The sequence below is a fragment of the Streptomyces sp. NPDC057543 genome (genome assembly GCF_042801895.1).
Taxonomy (GTDB): Bacteria; Actinomycetota; Actinomycetes; order Streptomycetales; family Streptomycetaceae; genus Streptomyces.
On record NZ_JBHVFF010000002.1, the window covers coordinates 55,193 to 71,465 of the forward strand.

General features: G+C 71.3%; 14 protein-coding genes and 1 pseudogene. 10 read left to right on the top strand and 5 right to left on the bottom strand.

The window, feature by feature from the left end; all coding sequences use genetic code 11:
* Positions 1-81: 81 nt before the first annotated feature.
* Complete coding sequence (locus ACFU8Q_RS00840; protein ID WP_384446337.1) at positions 82-1,587, top strand: FUSC family protein; 1,506 nt, start codon at positions 82-84, stop codon at positions 1,585-1,587.
* Positions 1,588-1,716: 129 nt separating this feature from the next.
* Entirely contained in the window at positions 1,717-2,796 is a 1,080-nt protein-coding gene (locus ACFU8Q_RS00845; RefSeq protein ID WP_384446339.1) for a lactonase family protein, read from the top strand.
* A gap of 145 nt (positions 2,797-2,941) precedes the next feature.
* On the opposite strand, the gene ACFU8Q_RS00850 is transcribed toward ACFU8Q_RS00845, so the two are convergent.
* Positions 2,942-3,865 (bottom strand): sirohydrochlorin chelatase, encoded by a 924-nt coding sequence (locus ACFU8Q_RS00850; RefSeq protein WP_384446341.1) that lies wholly within the window; start codon positions 3,863-3,865, stop codon positions 2,942-2,944.
* A 119-nt stretch (positions 3,866-3,984) separates the two neighbouring features.
* Entirely contained in the window at positions 3,985-5,079 is a 1,095-nt protein-coding gene (locus ACFU8Q_RS00855) for an N-acetylglucosamine kinase (protein WP_384446342.1), read from the bottom strand.
* Between the two features lie 133 nt (positions 5,080-5,212).
* Here ACFU8Q_RS00855 and ACFU8Q_RS00860 point away from each other — a divergent pair, with 133 nt between their 5' ends.
* Positions 5,213-5,890, top strand: a complete 678-nt coding sequence (locus ACFU8Q_RS00860) for a uracil-DNA glycosylase (protein ID WP_384446344.1) — start codon at positions 5,213-5,215, stop codon at positions 5,888-5,890.
* A gap of 147 nt (positions 5,891-6,037) precedes the next feature.
* Here ACFU8Q_RS00860 and ACFU8Q_RS00865 read toward each other — a convergent pair whose 3' ends face one another.
* The gene (locus ACFU8Q_RS00865) at positions 6,038-7,126 is read right to left on the bottom strand and encodes a WD40/YVTN/BNR-like repeat-containing protein (protein WP_384446346.1); all 1,089 of its coding nucleotides are present in this window, start codon (positions 7,124-7,126) and stop codon (positions 6,038-6,040) included.
* A gap of 183 nt (positions 7,127-7,309) precedes the next feature.
* On the opposite strand from ACFU8Q_RS00865, the gene ACFU8Q_RS00870 reads away from it, so the two are divergent.
* Positions 7,310-8,026, top strand: a complete 717-nt coding sequence (locus ACFU8Q_RS00870) for a cupin domain-containing protein (protein WP_384446348.1) — start codon at positions 7,310-7,312, stop codon at positions 8,024-8,026.
* Here ACFU8Q_RS00870 and ACFU8Q_RS00875 read toward each other — a convergent pair.
* The gene (locus ACFU8Q_RS00875) at positions 8,014-8,559 is read right to left on the bottom strand and encodes a GNAT family N-acetyltransferase (RefSeq protein WP_384446350.1); all 546 of its coding nucleotides are present in this window, start codon (positions 8,557-8,559) and stop codon (positions 8,014-8,016) included. The two genes, ACFU8Q_RS00870 and ACFU8Q_RS00875, sit on opposite strands and share 13 nt — an antisense overlap.
* Before the next feature lie 79 nt (positions 8,560-8,638).
* Positions 8,639-9,697: a LacI family DNA-binding transcriptional regulator gene (locus ACFU8Q_RS00880; RefSeq protein WP_384446351.1), complete on the bottom strand. Its 1,059-nt coding sequence runs from the start codon at positions 9,695-9,697 to the stop codon at positions 8,639-8,641.
* Between the two features lie 213 nt (positions 9,698-9,910).
* Here ACFU8Q_RS00880 and ACFU8Q_RS00885 point away from each other — a divergent pair, with 213 nt between their 5' ends.
* The 6 genes and pseudogenes from ACFU8Q_RS00885 to ACFU8Q_RS00910 all read left to right on the top strand — a co-directional run bounded on the left by ACFU8Q_RS00885 (position 9,911) and on the right by ACFU8Q_RS00910 (position 16,216).
* Positions 9,911-11,158 carry an extracellular solute-binding protein gene (locus ACFU8Q_RS00885; protein ID WP_384446353.1) on the top strand — a complete coding sequence of 416 codons (1,248 nt, stop codon included), beginning with the start codon at positions 9,911-9,913 and terminating at the stop codon, positions 11,156-11,158.
* 2 nt (positions 11,159-11,160) lie between these two features.
* A complete protein-coding gene (locus tag ACFU8Q_RS00890; protein ID WP_384446355.1) occupies positions 11,161-12,093 on the top strand; it encodes a carbohydrate ABC transporter permease in 933 nt (310 codons plus the stop codon).
* A 4-nt stretch (positions 12,094-12,097) separates the two neighbouring features.
* Positions 12,098-12,997, top strand: a complete 900-nt coding sequence (locus ACFU8Q_RS00895; protein ID WP_384446357.1) for a carbohydrate ABC transporter permease — start codon at positions 12,098-12,100, stop codon at positions 12,995-12,997.
* 52 nt (positions 12,998-13,049) lie between these two features.
* Positions 13,050-15,431 (top strand): glycoside hydrolase family 3 N-terminal domain-containing protein, encoded by a 2,382-nt coding sequence (locus tag ACFU8Q_RS00900; protein WP_384446359.1) that lies wholly within the window; start codon positions 13,050-13,052, stop codon positions 15,429-15,431.
* Between the two features lie 166 nt (positions 15,432-15,597).
* Positions 15,598-15,741 (top strand): annotated as a pseudogene (locus ACFU8Q_RS00905) (hypothetical protein); the annotation flags it as partial.
* Positions 15,742-15,796: 55 nt separating this feature from the next.
* Positions 15,797-16,216 carry a hypothetical protein gene (locus ACFU8Q_RS00910; protein WP_384446361.1) on the top strand — a complete coding sequence of 140 codons (420 nt, stop codon included), beginning with the start codon at positions 15,797-15,799 and terminating at the stop codon, positions 16,214-16,216.
* Positions 16,217-16,273 lie beyond the last annotated feature (57 nt).

The window sequence follows — 16,273 nt, forward strand, 5'->3', positions numbered from 1 at the left end:
CCCGTCGATGGCGCTGCGGATCCCCGCGGCGCCTTTTTCATGCCGGTGCGCAGGACCGGTGTGCAGAAGCGGGAGCATGCGGTGCTGAAGAGGATGTTCGTTTCCCCGGACCCGGGCCGACTGCGGCTGCGCAGCGGTGTCCGGGCCGTCCTCGGCATCGGGTCGGCCGTCGCGGTGTGCGGCCTGGCCGGTCACTCGCTCGTCGGGGCGATCACCGGCGGTCTCGCCGCGCTGCTGGCCCTGTTCACGGTGCTGGACACCACGGTGCGCGCCCAGGCGATCACCACCGCCCTGCTGCCGGCCGCCGGTTTCCCCGTGCTCGCTCTCGCCGCCGTACTGCACGACCACCCCCTGGCGCGGGACACGGCGTTCCTCGCCGTCATGGGCCTGGGCGTGTACGCCAGGCGATGGGGGCCACGCGGTCACTCGCTGGGCGTCTTCGCGTTCATGGCCTTCTTCACCACGCAGTTCCTCCACACACTGCCCGGACAGCTGCCCGAGCTCTACTCCGCGGTCGCCGTCTCCCTGCTCGCCTCGTCGACCGTACGCTTCGGACTGTGGTGCTACGAGCGACGGCTGCCCGCCGCCCCCGTACCCGTCCCGGTGACCGGTAAGGGGCTGGCCCGCGCGACCACACGCCAGGCGATTCAGGCGACCACCGGGGGAGCCCTGGCGCTCGTGGCGGGGCTGCTCCTGTCCGAGCAGCGCTGGTACTGGGCCGTGGGCGCCACCTGGTGGGTCTTTGTGAACACCGCCTCGCGAGGCGAGACGCTGGTACGCGGCTTCCGCAGGATCCTGGGAACACTGATCGGCATCCCCGTCGGCCTGGCCGTCGTCGTTCCGCTGCACGGATCGGGCGTGCCCAGCGCGGTCCTCGTCGCGATCGGTGTCTTCGGGATCTTCTACACCGCCGCGGTCTCCCACACCTGGATGGTGTTCTCGGTGACGGTGATGGCCGGGGCGCTCTACGGTCTCCTCGGCGTGCTGGACCCGGCCCTGCTCGTGCTGCGGCTCACCGAGACCGCAGCCGGAGCGCTCGGCGCGATGCTCGCGGTGCTCCTCGTGCTGCCGGTCACCACACACGCGACGACCGACGCGTGGATCCAGCGGGCCCTGCGCTGCGTACACACCTGTACGGCCGAGGGCGCGGCGCGGCTCTCGGGCTCGCCGACCGCCGATCCCGCGCCCCGGATCGCCGAGTTGGAGGCGCTCCTCGGACGGGTGCGGCTGTCCCTGGCCCCGCTGGTGCACCCGCTGAGTCCGCTGCGCGCCCGCAAGGCCCGTGCCCGGCAGGTACTCGCCCTACTGGACACCTGCGCCCGGGAGGTGCGGGGACTGGCCTCCGTCGCCGCGGACCCGGAAGCGTCCCACGACGCCCGCCTCGCCGCCGCCTGCTGGCGCGTCGAGGCCGCCGTGGAGGCACTGACGGACTCGGACCGGTCGCACCGGGCGAGCTCACCGAGCGTCCCGGACCACCGGGCCGTCGCGGAACCCGCGCTCGCCCACCTGCACGGTCTGGAGCGGGCCCTCGCCGAACTCGCCACCCCGCTGCGCAGCGATCCGCGCGCCCCACTGATCAGTGTGTGAGGCCGCCCGAGGACCCCGCCGGCAGTCGAGTTCGTGGTCTAGACCTCGAAGGACCGACTGCTACCGTCGCCCCCGGAAGATCACGACGGCGAGAACCGCCGTGGTCACTCGGCGAAGAGGGGCAGTGCGATGACAAGCAGTGCGGCGGGCAACGGCGCGGGGCGGGCATTCATCGGGTCGTTCACCTCGGCGGGCGGGCGGGGAATCACCGTCGCTGCCGTGGACCAGGAGACCGGGGCGCTGACGGCCCTCGGCGCGACGGACACCGTCCCCGATCCCTCGTATCTCCTCCTGGGGCATGGGCCGGGGCCGGGCGGCAGGGTGCTCTACACGGTCAGTGAGACCGAACGCGGCGCGGCCGCCGCCCTTGACATCACCGGCGATGTGCCGCAGCCGATCGGTGAGATCCGACCGGTCGAAGGCAGCGGTCCGACCCACCTCGCGCTCGCGTGCGGGCATCTGCTCACCGCCAACTACGGCTCCGGCAGCGTGAGCGCCCTGTCCGTGCGGGCCGACGGCTCCCTCGGCGAGGTCACCACCGTGCTCCGGCACGAGGGCAGTGGTCCGCACCCCGGCCGCCAGCACGCCCCGCACGCCCACCAGGTGCTGCCGGACCCCTCCGGGAACTGGGTGCTCAGCGTGGACCTCGGCACCGACTCCGTACGGATCTGCGCACTCGACCCGACCAGCGGGGTGCTGCGGAAACACGGCGAGACGGCCCTGCGGCCGGGCACCGGCCCACGCCATCTGGCCTTCCACCCCGCGGGCGGTCATGCCTACGTCCTGAACGAACTCGAACCGACCGTCACCGCATGCAGGTGGGACGCCCCCACGGGAGTCCTCGAACCGGTCGGTGAAACCTTCCTGCTGCCCGAGGCACCGGCCGGCGGCACGGCCCCGGTGACGTACCCGTCGGAGGTGGTCGTCTCGCGCGACGGACGGTTCCTCTGGACCGCCAACCGGGGGCACGACAGCATCTCCGTTCTCGCGCTCGACGCGACGGGTGAGCAGGCGACCCTGGTCACGACAGTGGGCTGCGGCGGGCACTGGCCGCGCGACCTCGCGCTCGACCCCACCGGCCGATGGCTGTACGCGGCCAACGAGCGGTCCGGGAACGTCAGCTGGTTCGCCGTCGACCCGGCGACCGGCGTTCCGCACCACGAGGGCGCACTGGAGGTCCCTGCCGCGTCCTGCGTGATCTTCGCCTGAGCTCGCGACACCACTGCGCCGCGCACCGTGCGATCGCCGGACGGGTCAGGAGATTCCTGTCTGTCCGGCGATCGAGGCACACGCACCGCCAGGGTCCGCGAGCCCGGCACATCCGGACGAGGGGCCCGGACGCACCGGCACCGGGTCAGTGCGCCTGCGCACCCTGCGGCGCAGCCGGCGCGATGCCGAGCGTCGTCGTGTACATCGACAGCACGAGCTTGCCGATCGCCGGATACGCGCCGAGCGGCTCGGCCGTCGCGCAGCCCGCCTCCTTCGCGGCGGCGTCCAGCAGCCCCTCGGGCACCTCGGGGCCGACGAGGTACGGAGCGAGCGCGAGCTGCGCCGAGCCGGAGCCCGTCAACTGCTCGGCGATCGAAGCGACGGAACCCTCCACGTCGAGTGCGGCGGCCATCACCGGTACGGCGAGCCGGGCGGCGAGCAGCATGCCGGTGATCCCGGCGGCCTGCACGGCCTCCTCGCCCCCCACCGTGGCCAGCACGATGCCGTCGGCGGCCGTCGCCACGGTGAAGAGCCTGGCACGGTCGGCGCGGGCCAGACCGGCCTCGGAGAGCCGTACGTGCAGCGCCTCGGCGAGCAGCGGGTGGGGGCCGAGCACATCGGTCAGCTCGACCTGCGTACCGCTGTCCATCACGGCCTGCCGTATGCGCCGGATCAGAGCGCTGTCCGGCCCCGCGAGCAGCGGCACCACGACGGCGGACGGCCCCTCGGGCTCGGCGACCTCACGGCCGACGGCCAGCGCCTGTTCGTAGCGCGCGACGCGCTCGGCGGCGCTGTGGGTGAGTACGGACGACAGCGTGGGGTACTCGGCATCGTCGCCGTCGAGGTAGCCGATCCGGGCATTGAGGCCGGGCAGCTCGGAACGGGCGATGCTGATCACCTCTTCGGCCAGGCTCCGCGTGGCCGAAGAGGGGGTACCGGGAACGGCGAGAACGAGCGCGGCAGCGCCCTCGGGTGCGACCACGGGCTCCGGGCGGCGGTGCCGTCCGGACTGGCGAGGTCGCGGCATTCGTACAGGCAGGCCGGAAGCGGGCCCAGTGGGGGTGCTCATGGCGCCGCATGCTACTGGTTTTGGGTACCCCTCCGTTCGGGGAGGGGGCAGTCGGGCGTCATCTGTCCACTTTTATCCGTTGAGCGGCTTACTGGCTGACTATCCTGCTCTGTCGGTACCTATCCGGGCGCCTGTCCCGGCTCCTTCCCGGGCCCTTCACCGGGTACGTGGAGCAGCGTCGGGTGGCGGGGCAGTCGCAGATCGCCGGTGGCCAACGCCTGGGCGATGGACAGCGCCCCGGCCAGTGGATCACCCGAACCGGGGACCGGCCGTGCCTGCGGGACCTGCCGGGACAGTTCCTCGCGCAGCGGTACGAGCAGCGGATCGCCCATCCGGAACAGGCCGCCCGTCAGGGCCACTTCGCATGGTTCGTCGTCGGCCCCGGCCTTGGGGCACACCGCGGCGGCCGCCGCCGCGATATGTCCGGCGGCTTCGCGCAGAATGCCCGCGGAGACCGGATCGTGCCCGGCACACACGGCCACTTCGGGCGCGAACGAGGCCAGCACGGCAGCCCGGTCGGTACGCGGATAGAGCAGCCCCGGCAGCTCCTGCGCAGGCCCGAACACGGCCTCCAGCCGGGCCAGCAGCGGGGCGGACCCACCGCGCCGCCCGTCATGGGCGCGCATGGCCGCATCGAGACCGGCCCGCCCGATCCAGGCGCCGCCACCGCTGTCACCCAGCAGATGACCCCAGCCATCGGCCCGGCGCCAGCTCGTCAGATCCGTACCCAGCGCGATCATGCCCGTGCCGCCGGCGACGACCGCCCCCGGACGCTGACCGACCGCACCCGCGTACGCGGTCACGGCATCGGCGGCGAGAGCCAGCAGGCGCACCCCGAGTGCCTGCTCCAGGGCCGAGGGCAGTTCGGCGCGCAACTGCCCGCCGAGCGTCGCCATACCGGCGGCGCCGATCGCCACGGAGCTGATCGTGAAGCCCTCGGCGCTGCCGCTGCCGTGCCGCTCCAGCAGAAGGCGCGCGGCGGGCAGCAGTTGTTCCAGCAGATGGTCCGCGTCGATGCCCGCAGGTCCGGTACGTACCGGCTCGGCGCAGACCGTCGTACCCACTGCCGCAGACCTGTTGAGGACGCCCAGCGCCACCCGCAGACCGGAACCGCCCGAGTCCACGCCGAGCACGAACGGCCCCGACGCACCCGACTCCGCGCCCGGACGCACCCCGGCACCGCTGCTTTCCGGCGAATGCCTGCGTGAGCTCATGGACCGGCTCCAGGGAGAAGAGGAATGACGGCGGCAGCCTATCCCTAGCTCCGCGGGCCCGGACCTGGGGTGTGGATGACCTGCGGGACCGCCCGTCGGGGGCGGGGCGTGTACGCCGGTAGAGTGATGTTTTGTGGCACCACGACCGTTGAACGAAGTAGTCGAGTCCGGATGGGCCGAGGCGCTTGCCCCGGTGGCCGGACGCATCGCCGCGATGGGCGATTTCCTGCGTGCGGAGGTCGCGGCCGGCCGCACCTATCTGCCCGCCGGAGCGAACGTCCTGCGCGCGTTCCAGCAACCCTTCGACGAGGTACGCGTCCTGATCGTCGGTCAGGACCCGTACCCGACACCCGGGATGGCGGTGGGCCTGAGCTTCTCGGTGGCCCCCGATGTGCGTCAGCTGCCCGGCAGTCTGGAGAACATCTTCCGCGAACTGCACACGGACCTGGGGCTTTTGCGACCGTCCAACGGCGATCTGACACCGTGGACGCGCCAGGGCGTGCTGCTGCTGAACAGGGCGCTCACGACGGCACCCCGCAAGCCGGGCGCGCACCGAGGCAAGGGCTGGGAGGAAGTGACCGAGCAGGCCATCCGGGCGCTGGCCGCGCGCGGCAAGCCGCTGGTGTCCGTGCTGTGGGGGCGTGACGCCCGTAACCTGCGTCCGTTCCTCGACGGCTTCCCGGCGATCGAGTCCGCGCACCCCTCGCCCATGTCGGCGGACCGCGGTTTCTTCGGCTCGCGCCCCTTCAGCCGTACCAATGAACTCCTGCTCCGCCAGGGCGCCCAGCCGGTGGACTGGCAGTTGCCGTAGCAGCCGGATCTCCACCTCGACGTGGCACCGGCCCCGAGAGGAGCAGGTGCCACGTCCTCGGATCACCCCGCGGCGCGTCCCGTGTCACGGCGTGTCCCGCACGGTGGCGCCCCGGCGACGTTCGCCGCGTGGATCAACCGCCGGCGGTCACGAACCGATGACCGCCGCCCGGACGCAGAGGACATCCGGCAGATGCGCGGCGAGTCGCTGCCAGCTGTCGCCGTCGTCCGCGCTCGCGTACAACTCGCCGTTGCGATTGCCGAAGTAGATGCCCGCCGGGTCGGCGTCGTCCGTACGGAGCGCGTCGCGCAGCACCGTGCCGTAGTGCGTCTCCTCGGGCAGGCCTGCCGACAACGGCTCCCAGGTACGGCCCGCGTCCTCGGTGCGGAACACCCGGCAGCGGTGTTCGGCCGGGACACGGTCGGCGTCGGCGTTGATCGGGAAGATGTACGCCGTGTCCGCGCGGTGCGGGTGCGCGGCTACGGCGAAACCGAAATCGGAGGGGAGGTCCCGGCCGATGTCCGTCCAGTTGTCCCCGGAGTCGTCACTCCGGAAAACCCCCCAGTGGTTCTGGAGGTAGAGCCGGTCGAGATCGACCGCGTCCCTGGCCACCTTGTGGACGCACTGGCCGAACTCCGGGTTCGGGTCGGGGAGGAACACCGCCGACACGCCCTTGTTCGCCGGGGCCCAGCTGGCGCCGCCGTCCTTGGTGCGGAACACCCCGGCCGTGGAGACCGCGACCGTCACCTCCCGAGCGTCCCTCGGGTCCGTGAGGATGGTGTGCAGACCCTCACCGCCGCCGCCCGGCACCCACTTCGAACGCGTCGGATGCTCCCACAGCGGGCGGACCAGCTCGAAGGACTCCCCGCCGTCCTCGGAACGGAACAGCGCTGCCGGCTCCGTCCCCGCGTACACGACATCGGGCGCCTCGGGGCCCGCCGGGTGCAGCTGCCAGACCCGCTCCAACGATGTCCCGGTGAACTCCGGGAACTTCACGGCCGGTTGCTTCGGCTCGACCCAGGTGGCGCCCAGGTCGTCGGAGTGGAAGACCGACGGGCCCCAGTGGGCGCTGTCCCCGCCGACCAGCAGCCGGGGAACCTCCCGGCGGGTGTCGATGGCGATCGAATAGATCGCCTGGGCATTGAAATGCGGGCCGTCGAACTCCCACGCGCCGCCGCGCCTGCGGCCGATGAAGAGTCCCTTGCGGGTGCCTACGGTGAGAAGTACGTCGGTCATGGCCGAACCTCCCGATACGCCGTTGTGCCGGATACGCGCCAGTCTGCACCCCACCACTGACAGAGGCCCGCAGGGCGGCCCCGGAGATCCGGACCCTGTTGCTTCCACGGTCGGCGGCGGTACGGTGCAGCACATGTGGAAAGCGCTTGCCGAACGCTTTCGCGGAGCGATCTGGGAGCACCTGTGCCGACCTTCGAAGGGCTGCCCGGCGCCGTCGCCGTGTCCCACCTGCGGGTCTACGACTGGCCCGCCGTGGACGGCCTGCGCGGCGGGACACCCCATCTCCACCTCACCTGCTCCGAGGGGTATGTGGTGATCGGGGGCTCGGGCTCGGTGCAGACCCTCACCACGTCCGGGTTCCGGCAGACGCCACTGGCCCCCGGGGCACTGGTCTGGTTCACGCCGGGCACGATCCACCGCCTCGTCAACGAGGATGGGCTGCGCATCATCGTCCTCATGGAGAACAGCGGACTGCCCGAGGCCGGTGACGCCGTCCTCACTCTGCCGCCCCGCCACCTGGCGGACCCCGAGGCCTACCGGGCGGCCGTCGTCCTTCCCGCCGACGGTTTTGAAGCGGAACAGGAACGGGCCGCCCGCGCCCGCCGGGACCTCGCCGTCGAGGGTTTCCTCGCGCTGCGCCGGGCCACCGAGGCGGGCGACCCCGAACCGCTCGCCGCCTTCCACCGGGCCGCCGCCGCACTCGTACGCCCGAGGGTCGAGGACTGGCGGGAGCGCTGGCGGAAGGGGGCCGCTGCCGCGTCCGAGGTGACCAGTAGCCAGCTCGACGCCCTGACCCGTGGTGACGGCGGACACCTCGCCGATGCCCGCGTACACGCCGAACAGCCCTTCGCGCTGGGGAAGTTCGGCATGTGCGGGCGCCTGGACGTCTACCGCGGCTGACCGGCCCCGGCGCCGTCACCACCGGCGGAGCAGCTCAGGACCCGGGTCGTGCTGCCGTCGTCCTCCACCGCGTCCCGGACGTGCCGGAAGCCGATCCGGCCCAGCAGCGCCAGCGAGGCGTCGTTCTCGGCGGCCACCGTCGCGTGCACTTCGGTGAGCCCGAGGGCGCCGAACCCGTACGAGGTCAGCGCCTTCGCGACCTCGGTGCCGAACCCCTGCCCCCATGCGGCCGGAGCCAGGGCGTAGACGATCTCGTGACCGTCCACATCCGGGGACGGGGAGGGCTTGATCTCGGCGTGGCCGACCAGACGGCCGCCATGGCGTACGGCCCATACGTCGAAGAGTTCCTGGGCGTACACCTTGCTGAAGATCCGCCCGAACAGGGCGCGGTCCTCGGCCTCGGTCTGCGGACCGTCACCGATCCACCGGGACACCCGGGTGTCCTGGAAGAGCGCCACGAAGCCTTCCTCGTCCGCGGGTGTGTACGGCTCCAGGAGGAGCCGCTCGGTGTGCAGGGTGGGAGTGGTCGTCATGACGGGGGACGGTACGCGGGGCCGGCCCGGCCCACAACGGAAATAAGTGCAGGCCGGGCCGGGTGAGCTGGGTGCGGGGTCAGCGACCGGGCGCGGCGGTGCTGCTGCGGACCACCAGCTTGGTGGCCAGGTCGACGCGAGTGGTCGCGGGCCGATCACCCCGGGCGAGGTCGAGGACCAGGCGGGTGGCGGTCTCGGCCATCTCGATGAGCGGCTGGCGCACCGTGGTGAGCGGCGGGCCGATCCACCGGGTGAGGGGCAGATCGTCGAAGCCGACGACGCTCAGGTCCTCCGGGATGCGCAGCCCCAGTTCGCGGGCGGCCTCGTAGACGCCGAGGGCCTGGAGATCGTCGCCCGCGAACAGGGCGGTGGGCGGGTCGGGCAACCGCAGCAGTCCGAGGGCCGCCGCGTAGCCTGCCTCGTGGCGGAACTCGCCTTCCCGGATCAGTTCCGGATCGATGGGTAGTCCCGCGGTCTCCAGCGCCGCCCGATAGCCGTCGACGCGGGCGCGGCTGCACATCATGCGGGACGGGCCGCTGATGACGCCGATCCGGCGGTGTCCGAGCCCGGTCAGGTGGCGGGTGGCGGCCAGGCCGCCCTGCCAGTTGGTGGTCCCGACCGAAGGTACGTCGTCACCCGGGTCGCCCGCCGGGTCGACCACGGCGTACGGGATGTTGCGGCTGGTCAGCTGGGCGCGCTGGGCGGCCGTCAGGTCCGAGAGCACCAGGATCACCCCGACCGGCCGACGGGCCAGCACGCCGTCCACCCAGGTCTGCCCGGGGGTCGGCCGGCCGGCGCTCTCGGAGAGCACCAGGCTCAGCCCCTCCTCCCGGGCGACGTTCTCGACGCCTCGGACGACCTCCATGGCCCAGGAGCTGTCCAGCTCGTGGAAGACGAGGTCGATCAGCTGGGACCGGGCCGTGGAGCCACGCCTGCGGCGGTAGCCGTGGCGCAGCAGCAACTCCTCCACCTTGGTGCGGGTACCCGGGGCGACGTCGGCGCGTCCGTTCAGCACCTTCGAAACTGTCGGAGCCGATACTCCGGCGGCCCGGGCGATTTCCGCCAGCGTGGCGTTGCCTTCCGACGGCTCGCCGATCGGCGTTTTCTCCTGTTGGGGGTGGGCATTTGCGGGGCTCATACGGGAATCGTAGCCTCCCGCCGCCGCGATCGGGTGGGCCGCTCCTCCTGTGTGAATGCCTCGCCACACCTCTTGACGGCCCCAAAACGCGACCGTACGGTTCCGGCAACATTCGAGGCGTTCTTCGAAACATTCGACAGAGGTGTGGTCATGCGGTCGGGCATATTCACTCAGGGGACGCGAGCAGCGAGATGGACCGCGGCAGGTGCGGCCATGGTCATGGCCGGACTGCTGACCGGCTGCGGTTCCGGCGGTATCAGCGGCAGCGGCGGCGGAACGATCACCGCCTATGTGTACGGCGACGACTCGGTCAAGATCCAACAGGCCGCCGTGAACGAGTTCAACAAGACCTCCGAGGTCAAGGTCAAGCTGGTGTCGGTCCCCGGCACCGACTACGTGAACAAGCTGCGCAGTTCCATGGGCTCGCCCAGCGCCCCGGACGTCTTCTTCAACTGGGGCGGCGGATCCATCAAGCCCTACGTCGACGCCGAGCAGTTGGTCGACCTCAGCGAGACGGTCAAGAACGACGCCACGCTGAAGGACGGGTTCCTGCCGTCGATCATGACGGCGGGCGGTCTCGACGGGAAGATCTACGGGGTGCCGATGCGCGGCATGCAACCCGTGATGCTCTTCTACAACAAGTCCCTCTTCGCCGAGAACGGCGTGGCGGCCCCCAAGACCTGGGAGGACCTGCAGAAGGTCATCACCACCTTCAAGAGCAAGGGCATCACACCCTTCGCGCTCGGCGGCTCCGACAAGTGGCCCGAGCTGATGTGGATGGAGTACCTGCTGGACCGGATCGGCGGCCCCGACGTCTTCCGGAAGATCCAGAACGGCGACACTTCCGGCTGGGGCGACCCGGCGGTGCTCAAGGCGGCACAGACCGTCAAGGAGCTCGTGGACCAGGGCGCGTTCGGCAAGAACTTCAACTCGGTCGACTACGGCAACGGCGGCGCCCCCACCCTGCTCAACAAGGGCAAGGCCGCCATGCACCTGATGGGCTCGTGGGAGTACTCGACGCAGCTGGGCAAGGCGCCCGGGTTCGCCAAGAAGGACCTCGGCTGGACCGCCTTCCCGACGGTGGCCGGAGGCGCCGGTGACCCGGCGAACGTGGTGGGCAACCCCACCAACTACTGGTCCGTCAACGCCGTTACGAAGCACAAGGACGCCGCCATCGCGTTCCTGAAGACGATGGCGTCCCAGAAGTACGCCAAGTCCCTGGTGGACAACGGCGACATCCCCACCACCTCCGACGCGTCGTCGATGCTGAGCTCCTCGCCCAACCCGCAGTTCGCCGCCGACCAGTACCAGATGGTCCGGAAGGCCCCCAGTTTCACGCTCTCCTGGGACCAGGCGCTGGAGTCCCGGTACGCCACCCCCCTCCTCACCGAGATCAGCAAGCTGTTCGCCGGCCAGACCACGCCCGAGCAGTTCGTCGCAGCGATGAAGGCCGTCAAGTAGAGATGTCGCACCACACTCCGCACCCGAGGACGCGCGGACGGGGGAAGGGGACGGCCGCCGGCAACGTCGGCCGTCCGCCGGTCGGCTGGGCCGCCCCGGGCATCCTGTTCTTCGCCGTCTTCGCGATCGTCCCGCTGGCGATCGCCGTGTACCTCTCCTTCTGCCAGTGGGACGGCCTCAACTCCCCGGCTCTGACCGGCGTGGGCAACTGGACGCGGCTGTTCAAGGACCCCGAATTCCGCCAAGCCGCCTGGCTGAGCCTGCTGCTCACCACGATCAGCTGGGCCTTCCAGACCCCCGTGGCCCTGCTGCTCGGCGTCTGGGCGGCGGGCCGGCAGCGCAGCCGGACCGTGCTCTCCGCGGTCTTCTTCATCCCGCTGCTGCTCTCCACCACCGCGATCGCGATGCTCTTCCACGCGCTGCTGGACCCCAATTTCGGGGTGATCAAGGAGATCGGGCCCTGGTTCGGGATCGACCCGAACATCATGGGCTCGTCCACCGGGGCGCTGCTCACCGTGGCGTTCGTCGGCGGCTGGCAGTTCATGCCCTTCCACACCCTGATCTACCAGGGCGGAACGCGCCAGATCCCGGAGGTCCTCCACCAGGCGGCGGCCATCGACGGCGCGGGCATGGTGCGGCAGTTCTTCCACATCACGCTGCCGCAGCTGCGCAACACCGTGACGACCTCGTCGGTCCTGATGATCGTCGGCTCGCTGACCTACTTCGACACCGTACTGATCATGACCAAGGGCGGTCCCGGCACGGACACCACGGTCCTGCCCTACCTGATGTACCGGACCGGATTCCAGACCTACGACCTGGGCTACGCCGCGGCCATCGCCACGGCCCTGGTCGTCGTGGCCACCGGCCTGTCGCTGATTCTCGTCCGCTTCAGCGGCTTCGGGAACATGCGCTCCACCCGGGAAGGTATGTGACGCCATGTCATACGACACCCGCTCGGCGACGACGACGCGCCCCGTACGCCGCACCGCACACCGTCCCGCAGGCTCCGCCCGCCGCTGGAGGCCGCGCGGCAACCCGCTGGCCGGACTGGGCTCGCTGGTCTGGCTGGTCATCGTGATCGTGCCGGTCTACACGCTGATCTCCTCGTCGCTGATGCACCAGGACCAGGCACTCAACGGCGATCCGCTGGCCTTCCCGGCACACCCGACGCTCGACAACTACAACACCGTGCTGCACAGCGGCTTCATCTCGATGCTGGCCAACACCGCGATCGTCGCGGTGGCCACCGTGGCCATCGTGCTGGTGCTCTCCGTGCCGGTGGCCTACGTGGCGGTACGCACCCGTGGCCGGCTCTCGTCGCTCGCGTTCCGGACCTTCCTGCTCGGCGTGGCGATCCCGGCGCAGGCCGTGATCGTGCCGCTCTATCTGCTGATCGGCAGGATGGGGCTCTACGACACCCTGCCCGCGATCATCCTGCCGACCGCGGCCTTCTCGATGCCCGTCGCGGTGCTGGTGCTCAGCGGCACCATGCGCGACGTGTCCGAGGAGATGTACGAGGCGATGGCGCTCGACGGCGCCACGCCGGTGCGCATGCTGCTGCAACTGGCCGTCCCGATGTCCCGGGCGGGCATCAGCACGGTGGCGATCTACACGGCGATCCAGGCATGGAACGGCTTCCTCTTCCCGCTGATCCTGACCCAGTCGGAGGAGAACCGGGTCCTGACCCTTGGCCTGTTCAACTTCATGACCCAGTTCGGAGTGAACATCCCCGCCACCTTGGCAGCGATCGTCCTCTCCGTGGTGCCCATCTTCGCCGTCTACCTCGTGGCACGGCGGGCGCTGATCAACGGCCTGATGGGAGTGGGCGGCAAGTAGCTCTCCCACGCCGCCCCGTACCACCGCATTCACGAGAGGAACCGCTGCCGCCATGGCAACCCAACCCGTCCCGCACGTCCGCAGGGCCGACCCCGATCCCGCGGTCGACGGCCCCTGGCGCGACCCTTCGCTCACCCCCGAGGAGCGAGTGGCCGACCTCGTGCCCCGGATGACCCTGGAGGAGAAGGCCGCCCAGCTGTACGGAGTCTGGGTGGGCGCCGACGCCGACGGCGACGGAGTCGCGCCGCACCAGAACGACATGGACCCCGTCGACTGGGAGGACGTCACCGCCCACGGACTCGGCCAGCTGACCCGGCCGTTCGGCACCGCACCGGTCGACCCCGGCGTCGGCGCGGTCGCACTGGCCCGCGCACAGCGCCGGATCACCGAGTCCGGCAGGTTCGCCATCCCCGCCCTCGCCCACGAGGAGTGCCTGGCGGGCTTCACCGCGTGGGGCGCCACCGCCTACCCCGTGCCGCTGTCGTGGGGCGCCTCCTGGGACCCGGAGCTGGTGACCGAGATGGCCGGCCGGATCGGCCGCGACATGCGGTCGGTCGGAATCCACCAGGGCCTCGCTCCCGTCCTCGACGTGGTGCGCGATCTGCGCTGGGGGCGCGTCGAGGAGACCATCGGCGAGGACCCTTACCTCGTCGCCACCATCGGCACCGCCTATGTCCGCGGCCTGGAGTCCGCCGGAATCGTCGCCACCCTCAAACACTTCGCCGGATACGCCGCGTCGGCGGGCGCCCGCAACCACGCGCCGGTCCGGGCCGGGGCACGCGAGATGGCCGACATCGTCCTCCCGCCCTTCGAGATGGCGCTGCGCGAAGGCGGCGCCCGCTCGGTGATGCACTCCTACGCGGAGATCGACGGACTGCCCGCGGCCGCCGACCCGGCCCTGCTCACCGGACTCCTCCGGGACACCTGGGGCTTCACCGGCACCGTCGTCGCCGACTACTTCGGTATCGGCTTCCTGGAGACCCTGCACAAGATCGCCGCCGACCGCGCCGATGCGGCCCGCCTCGCACTGGGCGCCGGGGTCGACGTGGAGCTGCCGACCGTCCGCAGCTACGGCGAGGTGCTCGTGACCGCCGTACGGGACGGCGCCGTGGCCGAGGAACTGGTCGACCGGGCGCTGCGCCGGGTACTGCTCCAGAAGTGCGAGCTCGGACTGCTCGACCCGGACTGGACCCCGCTGCCCGCCGTGCTCCTCGGCACCGACCCCGAACAGGTCCGCGCGACGGTGGACCTCGACCCGCCGGAGAACCGGGCCCTGGCCCGGAAGCTGGCGGAAGAGGCGTGTGTCCTGCTCGCCAACCCCGCCGGCGCGCTGCCGCTGCGCGGCGACGGCCGGATCGCGGTCGTCGGCCCGCGCGCCGACGACGCGCTCGCCATGCTCGGCTGCTACTCCTTCCCCAGCCACGTCGGCGTCTCGCACCCCGAGGTGCCGATGGGGATCGACATCCCGACCGTGCTCCAGTCGCTGCGCGCGGAGTTCCCCGCGGCGCAGCTGTCCTCGGCGCGGGGCTGCGACGTGGACGGTACGGACACCACGGGCATCGCCGCCGCCGCGGAGCTCGCCCGGGACGCAGACGTCTGCATCGCGGTGCTCGGCGACCGGGCCGGACTCTTCGGTCGCGGCACGTCCGGCGAGGGCTGCGACGCCGCCGACCTGTCCCTGCCCGGCGTCCAGGGCGAACTGCTGGACGCGCTGCTGGCGACCGGAACCCCGGTGGCCCTGGTCCTGCTGACGGGACGTCCGTACGCGCTGGGCCGCTGGGCGAGCCGGACGGCCGCGACCGTCCAGGCGTTCTTCCCCGGCGAGGAGGGCGGTCCGGCGCTGGCCGGTGTGCTGTCCGGCCGGGTCAACCCCTCCGGGCGGCTGCCCGTCGGCATCCCGCACGGCCCGGGCGGTCAGCCGTGGACGTACCTCCAGCCGCCACTCGGCCTGGCGAACGAGGTCAGCAACCTGGACCCGACACCGCTGCACCCCTTCGGGCACGGCCTGTCGTACACCACCTTCGACTGGGAGCCCGGCGAGCCCGCACCGGGCGAGATCCGCACCGACGGATCCGCCGACATCGAGGTCACCGTACGCAACACCGGAGACCGCGAAGGGGCAGAGGTCGTGCAGCTCTACGTCCACGACCCGGTCGCCCAGACCACCCGCCCGCAGGCCCGGCTGATCGGCTACACCCGGGTGGAACTCGCGGCCGGACAAGCCCGGAAGGTCACCTTCCGGTTCCATGCCGATCTGGTCTCCTTCACCGGCATCGGTGGCAGGCGGATCGTCGAACCCGGCGACCTGGAACTGCGGCTCGCCGCATCGAGTGCCGTTCGCGACATCCGGCAGACGGTACGGCTGCGGCTCACCGGCCCCGAGCGCACGGTCGATCACCGGCGTCGGCTGGTCTGCGAAACCACCGTCGAGTAGGCGGCGCAGTTCCCGGCCGCGACCGGGAACTGACCTGGCGCCCTCTTCCCCGTTCCGAGAACCTCCCCGCACAGGAGCCCCGCCTTCCCGCCGGCTGTGCGGGGAGCTTCTCGAAACTTTCGAAATCTCCCCGTCGCGCCTTCATCGACCCTGGTAGGGACCGGCCGACGTCAATGTCACCGGTACGGTGCACCGGATCGGTCGAACCGGCGTCCACGTGTTCAAATTCTGGATGGTCGACCCGACGGTGGTGCTGTGGAACCCGGTGGTCGACACCGGCGGCCTCTGGCCCAGCTACCTGGGCCCGCCGGGAGCCTCCGGCCGAACCGGGCCGAAGGGTGTACGGGCAAGGGGAGAACAGAACGATGACGCATGGGATCGAGGACCACGACGGACACGCCGCGTCCCTGGAGGTGACCTCCGTCGGGGCGGGGGTCCGGATCCGGGGCGTGGCGCCGTCGGGTGAGATCGCTGTGATCTGCACCCCGACCCGCGCCCGGGAGCTGGCGGCGGCTCTCGCCCGCGCGGCGGACGAGGCCGAGAGCGCGCAGTCGGCGCAGCCCGTCACCGTGAAGGCGGGCGAGCTGCGCCGCGGGGACGTACGGGACGGCGACCGGGTCATGACGGTGGAGAGCGTCAGGGTCGACGGCGCCACCGCCCGGGTCACCTGGAAGTCGGGCGCCGGACGCAGCTGGACCCAGGAGTACGACGCGGAGGCCGCGATCACGCTCGCACGGCGCGGGTGGACCGGGAACGGCGGCTCGCTTGTACGAGGAACGTCGTAATTTGACGGGTGTCGTAGTACGAAGAGTATCGTACTAGCGATTCTTCCGTACCCGTCG

Bases quoted from the DNA above. Each gene is read 5' to 3' on its own strand.
- ACFU8Q_RS00890 (WP_384446355.1), top strand. From the start codon at position 11,161: ATGTCGCACCACACTCCGCACCCGAGGACGCGCGGACGGGGGAAGGGG.
- ACFU8Q_RS00895 (WP_384446357.1), top strand. From the start codon at position 12,098: ATGTCATACGACACCCGCTCGGCGACGACGACGCGCCCCGTACGCCGC.
- ACFU8Q_RS00865 (WP_384446346.1), bottom strand. From the start codon at position 7,126: ATGACCGACGTACTTCTCACCGTAGGCACCCGCAAGGGACTCTTCATC.
- ACFU8Q_RS00845 (WP_384446339.1), top strand. From the start codon at position 1,717: ATGACAAGCAGTGCGGCGGGCAACGGCGCGGGGCGGGCATTCATCGGG.
- ACFU8Q_RS00910 (WP_384446361.1), top strand. From the start codon at position 15,797: ATGACGCATGGGATCGAGGACCACGACGGACACGCCGCGTCCCTGGAG.
- ACFU8Q_RS00850 (WP_384446341.1), bottom strand. From the start codon at position 3,865: ATGAGCACCCCCACTGGGCCCGCTTCCGGCCTGCCTGTACGAATGCCG.
- ACFU8Q_RS00855 (WP_384446342.1), bottom strand. From the start codon at position 5,079: ATGAGCTCACGCAGGCATTCGCCGGAAAGCAGCGGTGCCGGGGTGCGT.
- ACFU8Q_RS00880 (WP_384446351.1), bottom strand. From the start codon at position 9,697: ATGAGCCCCGCAAATGCCCACCCCCAACAGGAGAAAACGCCGATCGGC.
- ACFU8Q_RS00900 (WP_384446359.1), top strand. From the start codon at position 13,050: ATGGCAACCCAACCCGTCCCGCACGTCCGCAGGGCCGACCCCGATCCC.
- ACFU8Q_RS00875 (WP_384446350.1), bottom strand. From the start codon at position 8,559: ATGACGACCACTCCCACCCTGCACACCGAGCGGCTCCTCCTGGAGCCG.
- ACFU8Q_RS00885 (WP_384446353.1), top strand. From the start codon at position 9,911: ATGGTCATGGCCGGACTGCTGACCGGCTGCGGTTCCGGCGGTATCAGC.